This is a genomic window from Pseudomonas sp. Sample_23 (assembly GCF_004307595.1).
Taxonomy (GTDB): Bacteria; Pseudomonadota; Gammaproteobacteria; order Pseudomonadales; family Pseudomonadaceae; genus Aquipseudomonas; species Aquipseudomonas atacamensis.
Window position 1 is genome coordinate 127,299 of sequence record NZ_RCNX01000035.1, and the last position, 17,429, is coordinate 144,727.

The window sequence follows — 17,429 nt, forward strand, 5'->3', positions numbered from 1 at the left end:
TTCGCGAGCAGGCTCGCTCCCACATGGGTATCGCGCTTCGACTTAGAGACCGTAGCTCATCAGGCGATCGTAACGGCGCTTGAGCAGCGCTTCGTTATCGAACTGCTTGAGCATCGCCAGTTGCGAGCTCAGTTCGGCGCGGATCGAAGCGGCGGCAGCAGCCGGGTCACGATGGGCGCCGCCCAGTGGCTCGCTGATCACTTTGTCGACGATACCCAGGCCTTTCAAACGCTCAGCGGTTATGCCCATTGCCTCAGCGGCATCCGGTGCTTTCTCGGCGGTCTTCCACAGGATCGATGCGCAACCTTCCGGCGAGATCACCGCGTAGGTCGAATATTGCAGCATGTTCAATTGGTCGCAGACGCCGATGGCCAGTGCGCCGCCGGAACCACCTTCACCAATTACAGTGGCGATGATCGGAGTCTTCAAACGCGCCATCACACGCAAGTTCCAGGCAATCGCTTCGCTCTGGTTGCGCTCTTCAGCGTCGATGCCAGGGTAAGCACCCGGGGTGTCGATGAAGGTCAGGATCGGCATCTTGAAGCGCTCGGCCATCTCCATCAGACGGCAGGCCTTGCGGTAGCCTTCCGGACGCGGCATGCCGAAGTTGCGGCGAACTTTCTCACGCACTTCACGGCCCTTCTGGTGGCCAATGATCATCACTGGCTGGTCTTCCAGACGGGCGATACCGCCAACGATGGCAGCGTCGTCGGAGAAGTGACGGTCGCCGTGCAGTTCGTCGAACTCGGTGAAGATGTGCTCGATGTAATCGAGGGTGTAAGGGCGTTTCGGGTGACGCGCCAGGCGTGCGATCTGCCAGCTGGTCAGCTTGCCGAAGATGTCTTCGGTCAGCGTCTTGCTCTTGTCCTGCAGGCGGGAGATCTCATCGCCGATATTCAGCGAATTGTCATTACCGACCAAGCGCAACTCTTCGATCTTGGCTTGCAGGTCGGCGATCGGCTGTTCGAAATCTAGAAAATTCGGGTTCATAGGCGTCCGTCTTGGGTCGTGTCCCAAGTGAGCTTGGGCCGGCCGGTTGTCTATTCGCGCCCTACCTTAAGGGAGAGGCGCGCTGAGGTCGAGATTAAAAATTCAGGTTGCGGGCAAGCGCCATGATGGCACTTGCCGGTCAACGGTATTGGAGGAAGACGTTGTCTCGCCCGAACTGGTCACGCAGGGCTTGAATCAAGGTATCCGCCGGGTCGATCCGCCAGGTCTCGCCGAACTGCAGCAAGGTCTTCGCATCCGGGCTGGTGTACTCCATGGTCACCGGGCACGCGCCGCGATGACGCTTGAGCAGTTCGCCCAACCAGCGTAGCTGATCGCCTTTGAGATCCTGGGTGTGCAGCTTCAAGCGCAGGCTTTCGGCCAGATTGGTCCGCGCATCCTCCATGCTCATCACCCGCTTGACCCGCAGGCGCAGGCCGCCGGAGAAGTCGTCATTGCTGACCTCGCCTTCAACCACCACCATCGCGTCGGTCTGCAACAGTGATTGCGCCGAATGGAACGCATCGGCAAACAGCGACGCTTCGATCCGCCCGGAGCGGTCGTCGAGGGTGATGAAGCCCATCTTGTCGCCCTTCTTGTTCTTCATCACCCGCAGGGCAATGATCATCCCCGCTACGGTTTGCGTGTCACGCGCCGGCTTCAGGTCGATGATGCGCTGGCGGGCGAAACGGCGGATCTCGCCTTCGTACTCGTCGATCGGGTGACCGGTCAGGTACAGACCCAGAGTGTCTTTTTCACCCTTGAGGCGTTCCTTGAGGGTCAGTTCCTTGGCCTTGCGATGGGACGCGTAGACGTCGGCATCTTCCTCGACGAACAAGCCGCCAAACAGGTCGGCGTGGCCAGAGTCGTGAGTCCGCGCAGTCTGCTCGGCCGCCTTGATCGCCTCTTCCATCGCCGCCAGCAGTACCGCGCGGTTACGGTCGATGTTGGCTTGATAGGCCTTTTGTTCGTCGTGGAAGTACGGGCCGAGGCGATCCAGCGCGCCGCTGCGAATCAAGCCATCAAGAGTTCGTTTGTTGATGCGCTTGAGGTCGACCCGCGCGCAGAAATCGAACAGATCCTTGAACGGACCGGCCTGACGCGCTTCGGTGATCGCTTCCACCGGACCTTCACCGACACCCTTGATCGCGCCGAGGCCATAAACGATACGGCCGTCGTCGTTCACCGTGAACTTGAACTCCGAAGTGTTCACGTCCGGCGCGTCGAGGCGCAGCTTCATCGTCCGCACTTCTTCGATCAAGGTCACGACCTTGTCGGTGTTGTGCATATCCGCCGAGAGTACCGCGGCCATGAACGGCGCCGGGTAGTGGGCTTTCAGCCAAGCGGTCTGGTAGGACACCAGGCCGTAAGCGGCGGAGTGGGATTTGTTGAAGCCGTAACCGGCGAATTTCTCCACCAGGTCGAAAATGTTACCGGCAAGATCCGCGTCGATCCCGTTGGTCGCGCAACCCTCAATGAAACCGCCGCGCTGCTTGGCCATTTCTTCAGGCTTTTTCTTACCCATCGCTCGACGCAGCATGTCCGCACCGCCGAGGGTGTAACCGGCCATGACCTGGGCAATCTGCATCACCTGTTCCTGATACAGGATGATGCCGTAAGTCGGCGCCAGTACCGGCTTCAGACCGTCGTACTGGTAGTCCGAGTGCGGATACGCCAGTTCGGCGCGACCGTGCTTACGGTTGATGAAGTCATCCACCATGCCCGATTGCAGCGGACCCGGACGAAACAGTGCCACCAGTGCGATCAAGTCTTCCAGGCAGTCGGGCTTGAGCTTTTTGATCAGCTCTTTCATGCCCCGGGATTCAAGCTGGAACACCGCCGTGGTTTCGGCTTTTTGCAGCAACTGGTAGGTCGGCTTGTCGTCCAGCGGAATAAAAGCGATATCCAGCGGCGGCTCGTTGACCTTGGCGCGATCGCGGTTGATGGTTTTCAGCGCCCAGTCGATGATCGTCAGGGTCCGCAGGCCGAGGAAGTCGAACTTCACCAGACCGGCGGCCTCAACGTCGTCCTTGTCGAACTGGGTTACCAGACCGTCGCCGGCCTCGTCGCAATAGATCGGCGAGAAGTCGGTCAATTTGGTCGGCGCGATCACCACACCACCGGCGTGTTTGCCGACGTTACGCACCACGCCCTCGAGCTTGCGCGCCATCTCCCAGATTTCCGCCGCTTCTTCATCGACCTTGATGAAGTCGCGCAGGATCTCTTCCTGCTCGTAGGCTTTTTCCAGGGTCATGCCGACTTCGAACGGAATCATCTTCGACAGACGATCCGCCAGGCCATAGGACTTGCCCTGCACCCGCGCCACGTCACGGACCACAGCCTTGGCGGCCATGGAACCGAAGGTGATGATCTGGCTCACCGCGTTGCGGCCGTATTTCTCGGCCACGTAATCGATCACCCGGTCACGGCCGTCCATGCAGAAATCGACGTCGAAGTCGGGCATGGAAACCCGTTCCGGGTTAAGGAAACGTTCGAACAGCAGGTCATATTCCAGCGGGTCGAGGTCGGTGATCTTCTGTACGTAAGCCACCAGCGATCCGGCACCTGACCCACGGCCCGGACCTACCGGTACGCCGTTATTCTTGGCCCACTGGATAAAGTCCATCACGATCAGGAAGTAACCGGGGAAGCCCATCTGGATGATGATATCCAGCTCGAAATTCAAGCGGTCGACGTAGACCTGGCGCTTGGCTTCGTAGTCTTCGGTGGTGTCCTTGGGCAGCAGCACCGCCAGGCGTTCTTCGAGCCCTTCGAAGGAGACCTTGCGGAAATATTCGTCGATGGTCATGCCATCGGGGATCGGGAAGTTGGGGAGGAAGTGCGTGCCCAGCTTCACTTCGATGTTACAGCGCTTGGCGATCTCGACGGTGTTTTCGATGGCGTCGGGAATATCGCTGAACAGCTCGAGCATTTCCTCGGCGCTCTTCAGGTATTGCTGATCGCTGTAATTCTTCGAACGACGCGGGTCATCGAGGGCGCGGCCTTCACCGATGCACACACGGGTTTCGTGGGCGGCGAAGTCTTCCTGCTTGATGAAGCGCACATCGTTGGTCGCCACCAGCGGCGCGCCAAGCTTGTCGGCCAGCGCCACGGCGCCGTGCAGTTGCTCTTCATCGTTGGGGCGGTTGGTGCGCTGGATTTCCAGATAGAAACGATCCGGGAACACCGCCATCCACTCGCGTGCCAGCGCTTCGGCTTCCGCCGGGTTGCCGCCGATCATGGCCATGCCGATCTCGCCTTCTTTGGCGGCGGACAGCATGATCAAACCTTCGTTAGCCTCGGCCACCCACTCGCGCTCGACGATGACCATGCCGTTGCGCTGGCCTTCGATGAAGCCACGCGAGATCAGTTCGGTGAGATTGCGATAACCCTGAGCGTTCATCACCAGCAGGCTGAGGCGGCTCAGCGGTGCATCCGGGTCCTTGTTCGCCAGCCACAGGTCGGCGCCGCAGATCGGCTTGATGCCGGCGCCCATAGCGTTTTTATAGAACTTGACCAGGGAACACATGTTGTTCTGGTCTGTGACCGCGACCGCCGGCATGTTCATGGCGGTCAGCGCTTTGACCAGCGGCTTGATCCGCACCAGCCCGTCGACCAGGGAGTATTCAGTGTGCAGGCGTAGATGAACGAATGAAGCCGGCATAGTGATCCTGTCCAGTTACATAGAGACAACGAGGCCCGGATTGTACCGGGCCTTGGTTAAAACATCAGCCTTGGGCCTAAACCTGCGTCAGGCTTTCCCGCGCCTCGTAAGCCAGGCGTACCGGGGCGAACGAGCGGCGGTGAATCGGCGTCGGGCCGAGCCGCGCCAGTGCTTCCAGATGAACGGGCGTCGGGTAGCCTTTATGGCCGCCGATGCCGTAGCCCGGGTAGATCAATTCGAACGCCGCCATTTCGCGATCACGACTGACCTTGGCCAGAATCGACGCCGCCGCGATCGCCGGCACCTTGCCGTCGCCCTGAATCACCGCCTCGGCGCGCATCGGCAAATGCGGGCAGCGGTTACCGTCGATCATCGCCAATTTCGGCTGAATGTGCAGACCGGCAACCGCGCGCTGCATGGCCAGCATGGTTGCGTGGAGGATATTCAGATCGTCGATTTCTTCGACTTCGGCGCGAGCAATGCACCAGCTCAGCGCCTTTTCGCAGATCTCGTCGTAGAGCTTTTCGCGCTTGGCTTCGGTGAGTTTTTTCGAGTCATCGAGGCCGAGGATCGGCCGGTTCGGATCGAGAATTACCGCAGCTGTCACCACCGCACCGCACAACGGACCACGACCGACTTCATCAACACCGGCGACCAGTTCTTCGACTTCGGCCACCAGAGTGAAATCCAGGCCCATTTGCATGCTTGTCTTGCTCATTGTGGTTTGCCGATCAGGTCAAGGACGGCTTGCGCCGCCTGATTGGAAGCATCGCGCCGCAGCGTGCGGTGGATCTCGTCGAAGCCGCGGGTCTGTTCCTCGCCGCCATCGATCAAGGGCGACAGCGTCTGCGCCAAGGCTTCGACAGTCGCATCATCCTGCAACAACTCCGGCACCAGCAAGCGCTGAGCGAGCAAGTTGGGCAGCGATACGTACGGGCTCTTGACCATGCGTTTGAGAATCCAGAACGTCAGCGGCGCCAACCGATAGGCCACCACCATCGGTCGCTTGTACAGCAGTGCTTCAAGGGTAGCAGTGCCGGAAGCGATCAACACGGCGTTGCACGCGGCGAGGGCCAAGTGGGATTTACCGTCGAGCAAGGTTACCGGCAAATCCCGGCCAGCAAGCAAGGCCTCGAGTTGCACCCGGCGTTCCGGGTTTGCACAAGGCATGACAAAGCGCACGCCTGGACGCATGGCGCGCAGACGTTCGGCAGTGTCGAGGAACAGCGCACCGAGGCGACTGACTTCCCCGCCACGGCTGCCCGGCATCAGCGCCACCAGCGGACCGTCGGGCAAACCCAGCTCGGCGCGGGCAGCGGCGCGATCGGCTTGCAGCGGAATGGTATCGGCCAAGGTGTGACCGACGAAACGCACCGGCACGCCTTTCTCTTCGTAGAATTTCGCTTCGAACGGCAACAGGGTCAGCATCAGATCGCAGCCTTCGCGGATCTTCAGCACCCGTTTCTGCCGCCATGCCCACACCGACGGGCTGACGTAATGCACGGTCTTGATCCCGGCCTGACGCAGCTTGAGTTCGATATTGAGGTTGAAATCCGGCGCATCGATGCCGATGAACACGTCTGGCTTTGCGGCAATCAGTGTGGCAATCAGCTCTTTGCGGCGCTTGAGCAATTCACGCAGCCGACCGAGGACTTCGACCAGGCCCATGACCGACAGGCGCTCCATGGGGAAGTACGAGGTCAGGCCTTCGGCCTGCATCAGCGGACCGCCGACACCGATGAATTCGACTGCCGGGTGCTGAGTCTTGAGCGCACGCATGAGGCCGGCGCCGAGAATGTCACCGGAAGCCTCACCCGCCACCAGCGCAATAAGCAGATTGGCCATGATCAGCGGGTGATGCCGCGAGTCGATGCCTGGATCGAATCACGGAACACGGCGACTTCAGGGAACTGCGCAGACGACTCGGCCAGTTCGGCCAACGCCTGCTCGACCGTCAGGCCCTGCCGATAGACCGTCTTGTAGGCGCGGCGCAGCGCATGAATTGCGTCTTCGCTGAAACCGCGACGGCGCATGCCTTCGAAGTTCATGCTGCGCGCTTCGGCCGGGTTGCCGAATACGGTGACGAACGCCGGAACATCCTTGCCGATCGCCGTGCCCATGCCGGAAAAGCTGTGGGCGCCGATGTGGCAGTACTGATGCACCAAGGTGAAACCGGAGAGGATCGCCCAGTCGTCAACGTGTACATGCCCGGCCAACGCAGTGTTGTTGACCAGAATGCAGTGATTGCCGATGACGCTGTCATGGCCGATGTGGGCATAGGCCATGATCAGGTTGTGATCACCCAGGGTGGTTTCCGAACGGTCCTGCACGGTGCCACGGTGAATGGTCACGCCTTCACGAATGACGTTGTGGTCGCCGATCACCAGGCGGGTTTCCTCGCCTTTGTACTTCAGATCCGGGGTGTCTTCGCCTACCGAAGAAAACTGGTAGATGCGATTGTGCTTACCAATGCGGGTCGGCCCCTTGAGGATCACGTGCGGCCCGATCACGGTACCCTCGCCGATTTCCACACCTGCGCCGATGATCGACCACGGGCCGACCTCGACGCCGTCAGCCAGAACGGCGGACGGATCGATGATTGCGCGAGGGTCAATCAAACTCATACTTTCTGTTCCGCGCAGATGATTTCTGCCGAGCAGACCGGCTTGCCGTCCACCGAAGCCTGGCATTCGAACTTCCAGATCTTGCGCTTGCAGCTGATGAATGTCGCTTCAAGGATCAACTGATCGCCCGGCTTGACTGGCTGGCGGAAGCGCAGCTTGTCGGAACCGACGAAGTAATACAGGGTGCCGTCGGCCGGTTTGACGTCGAGCATCTTGAAACCGAGGATCCCGGCAGCCTGAGCCATCGCTTCGATGATCAGCACGCCCGGCATGATTGGATGCGCAGGGAAGTGACCATTGAAGAACGGTTCATTGATGCTGACATTCTTGTAGGCGCGAATTCGCTTGCCTTCAGTGTCCAGTTCCACCACCCGGTCCACCAGCAGGAACGGGTAACGGTGAGGCAGGTATTCGCGAATCTCGTTGATGTCCATCATTTCAGGGGAAAGCCTATGTAAAGATTGGGAGCGCGACTGACGCGCACTCCTCTAGCAAATCAAGGAGGCAGTCCAGAGGCTGTGCACACTTGATATGGAAATGGTATCAGCCATCAGATGAAGCATTGCCGTCAGGGGTCACTTCCCCAACGCGCTTTTCCAGCTGTTTCAACCGTCGCGCGATGTCATCGAGCTGACGGATGCGGGCCGCGCTTTTGCGCCATTCGGCCGCCGGTTGCATGGCTGTGCCGGAAGAATAGGCGCCCGGCTCGGTAATCGAGTGAGTCACCATGGTCATCCCGGTCAGGAAAACGTTGTCGCAAATATCAATATGGCCGACCAGACCAACACCGCCGGCGAGCATGCAGTGCTTGCCGATCTTGGTGCTGCCGGAAATGCCGACGCACGCGGCCATGGCGGTGTGATCACCGACCTGGACGTTGTGCGCGATCTGGATCTGGTTGTCGAGCTTCACACCGTTGCCGATCACAGTATCGGCCAGAGCGCCGCGGTCGATGGCGGTGTTCACGCCGATCTCGACATCGTCGCCGATGGTCACGCCACCGATCTGGGCGATTTTCTGCCAGACGCCTTTTTCGTTGGCGAAGCCGAAGCCCTCACCGCCGATCACTGCGCCGGACTGAATAACCACACGCTTGCCGATGCGCACATCGTGATACAGCGTAACGCGCGGAGCGAGCCAGCCGCCTTCACCGATTTCGCTGCGCGCGCCGACTACGCAATGCGCGCCCAGCGTGACCTGTGCAGCGATGCGTGCACCGGCTTCGATCACCACGAACGGACCGATGCTGGCACTCGGGTCAACCACAGCGTCCGCCGCGATCACCGCTGTCGGATGAATCCCGCCAGCCGCTTTTGGCTTCGGATCGAACAGATGCGAAATACGTGCATAGGCCAGGTAAGGATCAGGCACCACCAGGGCATTACCGGCAAAACCCTCAGCGTCGGCTTCCTTGAGCAGCAGTGCAGCTGCTTGAGAACCGGCCAGGTATTTGCGGTATTGGGGATTTGCCAGAAAGCTCAACTGAGCTGGGCCAGCCTCTTGCAAAGTGGCTAGCCCAGTAATTTGCCTCTCGGGGTCGCCACGCAGGGTGGCGCCGAGGTGCTCGGCCAACTGGCCGAGCCTGATAGTCACGGTCATGGGTTACTTCAGCTGATTCATGCGCTCGATAACCTGGCGCGTGATGTCGTACTGAGGTTTGACATCAATGACTGCGCCACGCTCGAACACCAGGTCAAAACCACCCTTCTTGATGACTTCTTCCACAGCGCTGTCCAGTTTCGGCTTCAGCTGCTTGAGCATTTCACGGTCGGCAACGGCTTTGGCTTCGTTCAGCTCCTTGGACTGGAACTGGAAGTCGCGGGCCTTTTGCTTGAATTCCAGCTCCAGACGCTCACGCTCGCCCTGCTGCATTTTGTCGCCACCGGCCATCAGACGGTCCTGAATGCCTTTGGCGCTGCTTTCCAGGGTTTTAAGCTTGGTCAGTTGCGGACCGAACTTCTTCTCGGCATCCACGGCGTACTTCTTCGCCGCGTCGGATTCCAGCAGTGCCATCTGATAGTTCAGCACGGCAATTTTCATGTCGGCGAACGCCGGGCCTGCCACCAGTACGGAGGCCAAGAGAACCAATTGAGTCAACTTACGCACGATGCACTCCTACAAAATCCATTGTCGTTATCTTGGGTCAGACGCTTAGAACGTCTGGCCGAGGGAGAATTGGAACACTTGAGTTTCAGCGTCATCCGGTTTCTTGATCGGCATCGCCAGGGCGAAGCTCAATGGCCCCAGTGCGGTGACCCAGGTCACGCCGACACCGACGGAACTGGCCATGTTGCTCAGGCTGATGTCGTTGCACTTGGTGTTGGACGACGAACCATTGGCGTTCGTAGTGTCCTTGCACTGCGAGTCAAAGACGTTACCGACATCCCAGAAAACCGAAGTCCGCAGGGAACGCTGATCCTTGACGAATGGCAACGGGAACAGGACTTCCACGCCACCCTGGATCAGGACGTTACCACCGAACGGCAGTGGATCCTGGTCCGGGTCTGCAATAGTGCCCGGGTTGTTACCACGGCTCGGCGTACTGCGCGGGCCCAGGGTGCTGTCCTTGAAGCCACGAACCGAGTTGAAACCACCGGCATAGTAGTTTTCATAGAACGGCAAACCATCGGTCGAACCGTAACCGTCGCCATAACCGAGTTCGGAGTGCAGGCGCAGGGTGTAGTTTTCGGTGATCGGCTGGAAGAGCTGACCACGGTAGTCAAGTTTGAAGAACGACAGGTCGCTGCCAGGAATGGTGGTTTCCAGGGTCAGGCTCTGGGAACGACCACGGGTCGGCAACACGCCTTTGTTCAGGGTCGACTCGGACCAACCGGCCGAGGCCTTGAAGTTCAGGTAGTTATCGCCTTCTTTCTCGACGAAGTCGAAAATCTCGTCAACGGTATAGCGACCGGTATTGATCTTGTCCTGCTGGGCAGACAGACCGAACGTCAGACGCGAAGTCTCACTGATCGGGTAGCCAACGTTCACGCCCGCACCGAGGCTGTCTACCGCATAGCTGGAAATATCGGCATCGAGCTCATCGTAGTCAGTGGTGCGATAGAACGCGTTGTAACCCAGGCTCACGCCATCAGCGGTCCAGTACGGGTCCACATAGCCGAAGTTGTAGCGGCTCTGGTATTCGCTGCGGGTCAGACCGATGCTGACGCGGTTACCGGTACCGAGGAAGTTGTTCTGGGTGATCGAGCCACCGAGGATCAGACCGGCGCTCTGGGCGAAACCGACGCTGGCGGTGATCGAACCGGAAGCCTGTTCTTCAACGGCGTAGTTCACATCAACCTGGTCGTCGACACCTGGCACGGCCGGGGTTTCAACGTTGACTTCCTTGAAGAAGCCCAGACGCTCCAGACGGGTCTTGGACTGGTCGATCAGGTAGGTCGAAGCCCAGCCGCCTTCCATCTGACGCATTTCACGACGCAGCACTTCGTCTTCGGACTTGGTGTTGCCACGGAAGTTGATGCGGTTGACGTAGGCACGCTTGCCCGGATCGACAGCGAAGAGGATGTCTACAGTGTGGTCATCATCGTGCGGCTGAGGCACGCCGTTGACGTTGGCGAAGGTGTAACCCTCGTTACCCAGACGACGGGTGATCAGCTCGGAGGTGGTGGTCATCAGCTTGCGCGAGAACACCTGGCCCTTTTGCACAAGCAACAGCGACTTGATCTGCTCTTCAGGGACTTTCAGGTCGCCACTGAGCTTGACGTCACGAACGGTGTACTTCTCGCCTTCGGTGACGTTGACGGTGATGTACACGTGCTTCTTGTCCGGGGTAATCGATACCTGGGTCGAAGCGATGTCCATGTTGATATAGCCGCGGTCCAGGTAGTAGGAACGCAGACGCTCCAGGTCACCGGAGAGTTTTTCACGGGCATATTTGTCATCGTTCTTGAAGAACGACAGCCAGTTGGTGGTTTTCAGTTCGAACAGGTCAGTCAGGTCTTCCTCAGGGAAAACCGTATTGCCTACCACGTTGATGTGCTGGATGGCGGCAACGGTACCTTCGTTGATCTTCACCTTCAGACCCACGCGGTTACGCGGCTGCGAAACCACTTCGGTGTCGACGGTAGCGGAGTAACGACCCTGGGCAACGTACTGACGCTGCAGTTCGTTACGCACACCCTCGAGGGTGGCGCGCTGGAAGATTTCGCCTTCGGCCAGACCGGATTGCTTGAGGCCCTTCATCAGGTCTTCAGTGGAAATCGCCTTGTTGCCTTCGATTTCGATACTGGCGACCGAAGGACGCTCGACGACGGTGATGACCAGAACGTTGCCTTCGCGGCCCAGCTGGATATCTTGAAAGAAACCGGTTTTGAACAACGCACGAGTGGATTCCACCAGGCGACGATCATCCGCCTGCTCGCCGACGTTCAACGGCAAGGCACCAAAGACGCTACCCGCGGAGACCCGCTGGAGGCCATTGACGCGAATATCAGAGATAGTGAAGGACTCGGCGTGAACTTCGGCGATCATCAATACGGTGAGAACCGCAGTTAGCAGCAGACGTTTCATGAAGTCCTTTCTTATTCCAACTGGCAATAAACAAACTGCCGCAAAATGCGGCAGATTCGCAATTCAGCGAAGCGTTACAGTCGACCCAGATCGTTGACCAGAGCAAGCAACATCACCCCGACCACCAAACTGATACCGATCTGTATCCCCCAACCTTGCACCCGATCCGACAAGGGGCGACCACGCACCCACTCGATCAGATAAAACAACAAATGCCCCCCATCCAGTACAGGAATGGGCAGCAAATTCAGAACGCCCAGGCTAATACTCAGATAAGCAAGGAAATTCAGGAAATCAGCGACGCCCGACTGGGCAGAAGCGCCCGCCACTTTAGCAATGGTTATCGGTCCACTCAAGTTTTTTACCGAGAGCTCGCCGAACAGCATTTTCTTCAGTGAATCCAGCGTCAGAATGCTCATGGTCCAAGTGCGACGGGCACCCTCGCCAATCGCGGCCAGCGGGCCATAACTGACCTCGCGGATCATTTCCGGCGGCCAGTCGATGGCTTTGACGCCCGCGCCCAGATAACCGCTTGGCGCTTTGCTTTCACCGCGCGCCGCCAGGGTCACAGGGACGTCGATTTGAGCATTGTCGCGCTCGATGCGCAGCATGATTTTGGTATCAGGACGCGTACGAACGGTATCGACCACTTGCTGCCAGTCATCGAGCGGCTGGCCATCAAGCGCCAGCAATCGATCGCCGGTTTTCAGCCCCGCCGCCTGAGCCGGACCTTTCGGGTCCAGCTCGGCAAGCACCGGCGGCAAGGCCGGACGCCAAGGACGAATGCCCAGCGAGCGGATCGGATCCGGCTCGTCGGCACCTTTCAGCCAGTTATCCAGTGCCAGCGTACGGGGCGACTCAGCGGTCGAGCCCTGCTCGCGCACCAGCAATTGAATGGCACCGCTTTCACCGAGACGGCGCACCAGTTGCAGATTGACCGCAGCCCAACCTGACGTTGGCTCGCCATCGATCGAAACGATCTCCTGACCGGCATTCAGACCAGCCTTGGCGGCAATGCTGCCAGACTCGACCGCGCCAATGACCGGACGCACTTGCTCGCTGCCGAGCATCGCCAAGACCCAAAAGAAGACTAACGCCAGCAGGAAGTTAGCAATCGGGCCAGCGGCAACAATGGCGATACGCTGACGTACCGATTTGCGATTGAACGACTGATCGAGTTGATCGACCGGCACTTCGCCTTCGCGCTCGTCGAGCATCTTGACATAGCCGCCCAAGGGAATCGCGGCGACCACGAATTCAGTGCCTTGCTTGTCATGCCAGCGCAGCAACGGCATGCCAAAGCCCACGGAAAACCGCAGAACTTTGACGCCACAGCGACGCGCGACCCAGAAGTGGCCGAATTCGTGGAAGGTGACCAGCACACCCAAGGCGATCAGGGTGCCGGCAATCATATAGAGCGCGCTCATCTACTTTCTCCGCAATCCTGTTCAGTGTCGCGTGTCGCCGTTGCGTTACAAAAAACTATCGGCCGTGCCGACTCAACCATTGCTCGGCCAGCAGTCGCGCTTTCGCGTCCGCCGCAAATACGGCGTCGAGGTCGTGCAGCGCCACCACCGGCTCCAGATTCAAGACTTCCTCGATGATACTCGCGATTTCCAGGTAGCGAACCCGTCCGTCGAGAAACGCTGCCACGGCCACTTCATTGGCCGCGTTGAGCATCGCCGGCGCGCTGTTGCCAGCTTCGGCGGCCTGACGGGCCAAACGCAGACAGGGGAAGCGGCTTTCATCGGGCGCCTCAAAATCCAGTCGTGCAATGGCGAACAGATCCAGTGGCGGTACGCCGGAATCGATACGCTCCGGCCAGGCCAATGCGTTAGCGATCGGTGTGCGCATGTCGGGGTTGCCCAATTGCGCCAGGACCGAGCCATCGACGTAATCGACCAGAGAATGGATCACGCTTTGCGGATGAATCACAACTTCGACCTGAGACGGTTTGGCATCGAACAACCAGCAGGCTTCGATCAATTCCAGACCCTTGTTCATCATGCTTGCCGAATCCACGGAGATCTTGCGCCCCATGGACCAGTTCGGATGCGCACACGCTTGCTCCGGCGAAACATGCGCCAGCTCGGACATCGGCGTCTGCCGGAAAGGCCCGCCAGAGGCGGTCAGCAAGATCCGCCGCACCCCCACCGAGCTCAAGCCGCGCGCGAAATCCGCAGGCATGCACTGAAAAATCGCGTTGTGTTCACTGTCGATCGGCAGCAGCACCGAGCCACTTTTGCGCACGGCCTGCATGAACAGCGCGCCGGACATCACCAGCGCTTCCTTGTTGGCGAGCAGAATCTTCTTGCCCGCCTCGACCGCCGCCAGTGTCGGACGCAAACCCGCCGCACCGACAATGGCCGCCATGACCGCGTCGACTTCAGGCGCGGAGGCAACCTGACACAGGCCCTCCTCGCCTACCAGCACACGAGTCGGCAAACCGGCTGCACGCAAGTCATCCTGCAACCCACGCGCCGCAGCACCTTCAGGCACCACGGCAAATTGCGGTACATGACGAACGCACAGCGCGAGCAATTCGCTAAGACGGGTGAAACCACTCAATGCAAAAACCTGATAACGCTCAGGATGACGCGCAATCACATCCAGGGTGCTCAGACCGATCGAACCGGTCGCACCCAACACCGTAATCTGCTGGGGACGACTCACGGTGCGGCCATCCAGAGCAGTACGGCGAATACCGGAATGGCTGCGGTCAGGCTGTCGATGCGATCCAGCACGCCACCATGCCCGGGCAGCAGATTACTGCTGTCCTTGATGCCGGACTGGCGCTTGAACATGCTTTCGGTAAGGTCACCGACCACGGAAATGAAGACGATCACTGCCGCGCCGATCAGGCCTTTGAGCAGTTCGGCCACGGTCCAGTCGCGCACCAGCCCGACGATCGCGGTAATCACCAGACTCAGCGCCAGACCACCGTAAACACCCTCCCAGCTCTTGCCCGGACTGACCTGCGGCGCCAGCTTGCGCTTGCCGAACTTGCGTCCGGAGAAATAAGCGCCGATGTCCGCGCCCCAGACCAGCACCATCACCGCCATGATCAACCAGTTACCCAGCGGGTACTGCTTGATCTGCACCAGACCCTGCCACGCAGGCAGCAGGATAAGCAGGCCGATCAGCAGTTTGGTTGCCGCAGTGGACCAGTGCGCGCTGGAGCGTGGATACGTCAGCACCAGATAAGTCGCAATCGCCCACCAGATCACCGATGCACCGAGCACCCAAGGCGCAAGGCCCGGCAACACGTACATGACAAACAGCATCAAGGCGACCACAGCGGCAAAGCCGACGCGGAACGACTGTGCGGTGAAGCCGGCCAGACGCGCCCATTCCCAGGCACCGAGGCTCACCACCAGGCCAATGAACAGCGCGAAGCCGGCACCTTTGAGCAGGAAAAACCCGCACAAGGCAATCGGCAGCAGGATCAGTGCAGTGATGATTCGTTGTTTAAGCATTAAACCCGGGCTCCAGCTTCGACCTGTTCGCTCGTTTTACCGAAGCGACGCTGGCGTGAAGCGAAATCGGCCAGCGCGGTGCGCATGGCGTCGTGTTTGAAGTCCGGCCAGAACAGGTCGGAAAAGTACAGCTCGGCGTAGGCCAGCTGCCACAGCAGGAAGTTGCTGATGCGATGCTCGCCACCGGTGCGAATGCACAGGTCAGGCAACGGCAGATCGCCGGTCGCCAGACACGTTTGCAGCAGATCCGGGGTGATGTCCTCCGGACGCAAATGCCCGGCCTGAACCTCACGCGCCAGACGTTGCGCAGCCTGAGCGATATCCCACTGACCGCCATAGTTGGCGGCGATCTGCAGGACAAAGCGGTTGGCACCGACCGTCATGGCCTCGGCCTCGCGCATCGCCGCCTGAAGCTCAGGGTGGAAGCGCGAGCGATCGCCAATGATGCGCAGGCTGATGTTGTTGTCGTTGAGACGCTTGGCCTCACGACGCAGCGCCTTGAAGAATAGATCCATCAAAGCGCTGACTTCATCGGCCGGGCGCTGCCAGTTTTCACTGGAGAAGGCGAACAGGGTCAGGACTTCGACCTTGGCCTCAGCGCACACCTCGATCACCGCCCGCACAGCATCCACGCCCGCTTTATGCCCGGCGACACCCGGCATAAAGCGTTTTTTCGCCCAGCGATTATTGCCATCCATGATGATCGCGACATGGCGCGGCACCGCGGACGGCGCAGTCTGCTTGGTCTTGTCCATTTAAAGCTCGACCCTTATACGGCCATCAGGTCTTTTTCTTTCTCGTCCGTGGCCTTGGTGATCTGGGCCTCGGATTCTTTGGTCAGCTTATCGATATCGGCGATGGCACGACGCTCTTCGTCTTCGCTGATTTCCTTGTCCTTGACCAGTTTTTTCAGCTCACCCAAGGCATCGCGACGGATGTTGCGCACGGCTACGCGCGCGTCTTCGGCTGCACTGCGGGCCTGCTTGGTGAAGCCTTTGCGCGTTTCTTCGGTAAGGGCAGGCATCGGGATCAACAGCAACTCGCCCAGGTTGGTCGGGTTGAGGTTCAGACCGGCGCTCTGGATTGCCTTGTCGACGGCAGCGAGCATGTTGCGCTCGAAGGCCACGACCTGCAGGGTGCGCGAATCTTTCACGGTGACGTTGGCAACGCCGCTCAGCGGAGTGTCAGTGCCGTAGTAAGGCACCATGACGCTGCCAAGGATGCTCGGGTGAGCCTTGCCGGTACGAATCTGGCCGAACGCGTGGTTCAGAGATTCCAGGGATTTCTGCATACGCGCTTGGGCGTCTTTCTTGATTTCGTTGATCATTGTTGGCCTTCCTCGATCAAAGTCCCTTCAGCGCCGCCGTGCACGATGTTCAGCAGGGCGCCGGGCTTGTTCATGTTGAATACGCGCAGCGGCATCTTGTGATCGCGGCACAGGCAGATAGCAGTCAGATCCATTACGCCCAGCTTGCGATCCAGTACTTCATCATAAGTCAGATGATCGAACTTCTCGGCATGCGGGTCTTTGAACGGGTCTGCGGTGTACACGCCATCAACCTTGGTGGCCTTGAGCACAACGTCGGCGTCGATTTCGATTGCACGCAGGCAGGCTGCCGAATCCGTGGTGAAGAACGGATTGCCGGTACCGGCCGCGAAGATCACGACGTCCTTGGAGTTCAGGTGGCGCATGGCTTTGCGACGATCGTAGTGATCGGTCACACCGACCATGGAAATGGCCGACATGACGATGGCCGAGATATTGGCACGTTCCAGCGCATCGCGCATGGCCAAGGCGTTCATCACAGTGGCCAGCATGCCCATGTGGTCGCCCGTGACCCGATCCATACCGGCTTTGCTCAGGGCTTCGCCACGGAACAGGTTGCCACCGCCGATCACCAGACCGACCTGCACGCCGATGCCGACCAGTTGGCCGACTTCCAGCGCCATGCGATCCAGCACCTTCGGATCGATCCCGAACTCTTCCGAGCCCATCAGGGCCTCGCCGCTAAGCTTGAGTAGAATGCGTTTATAGCGAGCCTGATAACCACTGCCCTGCTGAGCCATTGCGAATCTCTCCTGCGGCGTATTTAAAATTCTTTGCGAGCTGTTTACAGCTGGCGTTCACTCTAGCTTGGCGCTGCTGCAGCG

General features: G+C 59.4%; 15 protein-coding genes. All 15 read right to left on the reverse strand.

Features of this window, described 5'->3' with window-relative positions; translation table 11 throughout:
- Positions 1–42: 42 nt before the first annotated feature.
- Positions 43–990 carry an acetyl-CoA carboxylase carboxyltransferase subunit alpha gene (locus D8U82_RS08680; RefSeq protein ID WP_016771465.1) on the reverse strand — a complete coding sequence of 316 codons (948 nt, stop codon included), beginning with the start codon at positions 988–990 and terminating at the stop codon, positions 43–45.
- 139 nt (positions 991–1,129) lie between these two features.
- Positions 1,130–4,651 (reverse strand): DNA polymerase III subunit alpha, encoded by a 3,522-nt coding sequence (gene dnaE, locus D8U82_RS08685; RefSeq protein ID WP_122747625.1) that lies wholly within the window; start codon positions 4,649–4,651, stop codon positions 1,130–1,132.
- 76 nt (positions 4,652–4,727) lie between these two features.
- The gene (rnhB, locus tag D8U82_RS08690) at positions 4,728–5,354 is read right to left on the reverse strand and encodes a ribonuclease HII (protein WP_016771466.1); all 627 of its coding nucleotides are present in this window, start codon (positions 5,352–5,354) and stop codon (positions 4,728–4,730) included.
- A gap of 11 nt (positions 5,355–5,365) precedes the next feature.
- On the reverse strand, positions 5,366–6,496 hold the full coding sequence (gene lpxB / locus D8U82_RS08695; protein WP_130902039.1) for a lipid-A-disaccharide synthase: 1,131 nt from the start codon (positions 6,494–6,496) through the stop codon (positions 5,366–5,368).
- Between the two features lie 2 nt (positions 6,497–6,498).
- Positions 6,499–7,275 (reverse strand): acyl-ACP--UDP-N-acetylglucosamine O-acyltransferase, encoded by a 777-nt coding sequence (gene lpxA, locus D8U82_RS08700; protein ID WP_073476048.1) that lies wholly within the window; start codon positions 7,273–7,275, stop codon positions 6,499–6,501.
- Positions 7,272–7,712: a 3-hydroxyacyl-ACP dehydratase FabZ gene (gene fabZ, locus D8U82_RS08705; RefSeq protein ID WP_016771469.1), complete on the reverse strand. Its 441-nt coding sequence runs from the start codon at positions 7,710–7,712 to the stop codon at positions 7,272–7,274. Before fabZ ends, lpxA begins: the two co-directional genes overlap by 4 nt.
- 106 nt (positions 7,713–7,818) lie before the next feature.
- Positions 7,819–8,874: a UDP-3-O-(3-hydroxymyristoyl)glucosamine N-acyltransferase gene (lpxD, locus tag D8U82_RS08710; RefSeq protein ID WP_016771470.1), complete on the reverse strand. Its 1,056-nt coding sequence runs from the start codon at positions 8,872–8,874 to the stop codon at positions 7,819–7,821.
- A 3-nt stretch (positions 8,875–8,877) separates the two neighbouring features.
- The gene (locus tag D8U82_RS08715; RefSeq protein ID WP_003222140.1) at positions 8,878–9,381 is read right to left on the reverse strand and encodes an OmpH family outer membrane protein; all 504 of its coding nucleotides are present in this window, start codon (positions 9,379–9,381) and stop codon (positions 8,878–8,880) included.
- A gap of 45 nt (positions 9,382–9,426) precedes the next feature.
- Entirely contained in the window at positions 9,427–11,802 is a 2,376-nt protein-coding gene (bamA, locus tag D8U82_RS08720; protein WP_125925190.1) for an outer membrane protein assembly factor BamA, read from the reverse strand.
- A gap of 74 nt (positions 11,803–11,876) precedes the next feature.
- Entirely contained in the window at positions 11,877–13,229 is a 1,353-nt protein-coding gene (gene rseP, locus D8U82_RS08725) for a sigma E protease regulator RseP (protein ID WP_110600137.1), read from the reverse strand.
- A 55-nt stretch (positions 13,230–13,284) separates the two neighbouring features.
- Positions 13,285–14,475: a 1-deoxy-D-xylulose-5-phosphate reductoisomerase gene (ispC, locus tag D8U82_RS08730; RefSeq protein WP_130902040.1), complete on the reverse strand. Its 1,191-nt coding sequence runs from the start codon at positions 14,473–14,475 to the stop codon at positions 13,285–13,287.
- Positions 14,472–15,278: a phosphatidate cytidylyltransferase gene (locus tag D8U82_RS08735; RefSeq protein ID WP_016771474.1), complete on the reverse strand. Its 807-nt coding sequence runs from the start codon at positions 15,276–15,278 to the stop codon at positions 14,472–14,474. The genes ispC and D8U82_RS08735 overlap by 4 nt, the downstream gene beginning before the upstream one ends.
- Positions 15,278–16,033, reverse strand: coding sequence for a polyprenyl diphosphate synthase (gene uppS / locus D8U82_RS08740; protein WP_016771475.1), 756 nt, complete (start codon positions 16,031–16,033; stop codon positions 15,278–15,280). Before uppS ends, D8U82_RS08735 begins: the two co-directional genes overlap by 1 nt.
- Positions 16,034–16,047: 14 nt before the next feature.
- Entirely contained in the window at positions 16,048–16,605 is a 558-nt protein-coding gene (gene frr / locus D8U82_RS08745; protein ID WP_007954771.1) for a ribosome recycling factor, read from the reverse strand.
- Positions 16,602–17,345, reverse strand: a complete 744-nt coding sequence (gene pyrH / locus D8U82_RS08750; protein WP_003222124.1) for a UMP kinase — start codon at positions 17,343–17,345, stop codon at positions 16,602–16,604. Before pyrH ends, frr begins: the two co-directional genes overlap by 4 nt.
- Positions 17,346–17,429: the final 84 nt, after the last annotated feature.

Bases quoted from the DNA above. Each gene is read 5' to 3' on its own strand.
- D8U82_RS08680 (WP_016771465.1), bottom strand. From the start codon at position 990: ATGAACCCGAATTTTCTAGATTTCGAACAGCCGATCGCCGACCTGCAA.
- dnaE (WP_122747625.1), bottom strand. From the start codon at position 4,651: ATGCCGGCTTCATTCGTTCATCTACGCCTGCACACTGAATACTCCCTG.
- rnhB (WP_016771466.1), bottom strand. From the start codon at position 5,354: ATGCAAATGGGCCTGGATTTCACTCTGGTGGCCGAAGTCGAAGAACTG.
- lpxB (WP_130902039.1), bottom strand. From the start codon at position 6,496: ATGGCCAATCTGCTTATTGCGCTGGTGGCGGGTGAGGCTTCCGGTGAC.
- lpxA (WP_073476048.1), bottom strand. From the start codon at position 7,275: ATGAGTTTGATTGACCCTCGCGCAATCATCGATCCGTCCGCCGTTCTG.
- fabZ (WP_016771469.1), bottom strand. From the start codon at position 7,712: ATGATGGACATCAACGAGATTCGCGAATACCTGCCTCACCGTTACCCG.
- lpxD (WP_016771470.1), bottom strand. From the start codon at position 8,874: ATGACCGTGACTATCAGGCTCGGCCAGTTGGCCGAGCACCTCGGCGCC.
- bamA (WP_125925190.1), bottom strand. From the start codon at position 11,802: ATGAAACGTCTGCTGCTAACTGCGGTTCTCACCGTATTGATGATCGCC.
- rseP (WP_110600137.1), bottom strand. From the start codon at position 13,229: ATGAGCGCGCTCTATATGATTGCCGGCACCCTGATCGCCTTGGGTGTG.
- D8U82_RS08735 (WP_016771474.1), bottom strand. From the start codon at position 15,278: ATGCTTAAACAACGAATCATCACTGCACTGATCCTGCTGCCGATTGCC.
- uppS (WP_016771475.1), bottom strand. From the start codon at position 16,033: ATGGACAAGACCAAGCAGACTGCGCCGTCCGCGGTGCCGCGCCATGTC.
- frr (WP_007954771.1), bottom strand. From the start codon at position 16,605: ATGATCAACGAAATCAAGAAAGACGCCCAAGCGCGTATGCAGAAATCC.
- pyrH (WP_003222124.1), bottom strand. From the start codon at position 17,345: ATGGCTCAGCAGGGCAGTGGTTATCAGGCTCGCTATAAACGCATTCTA.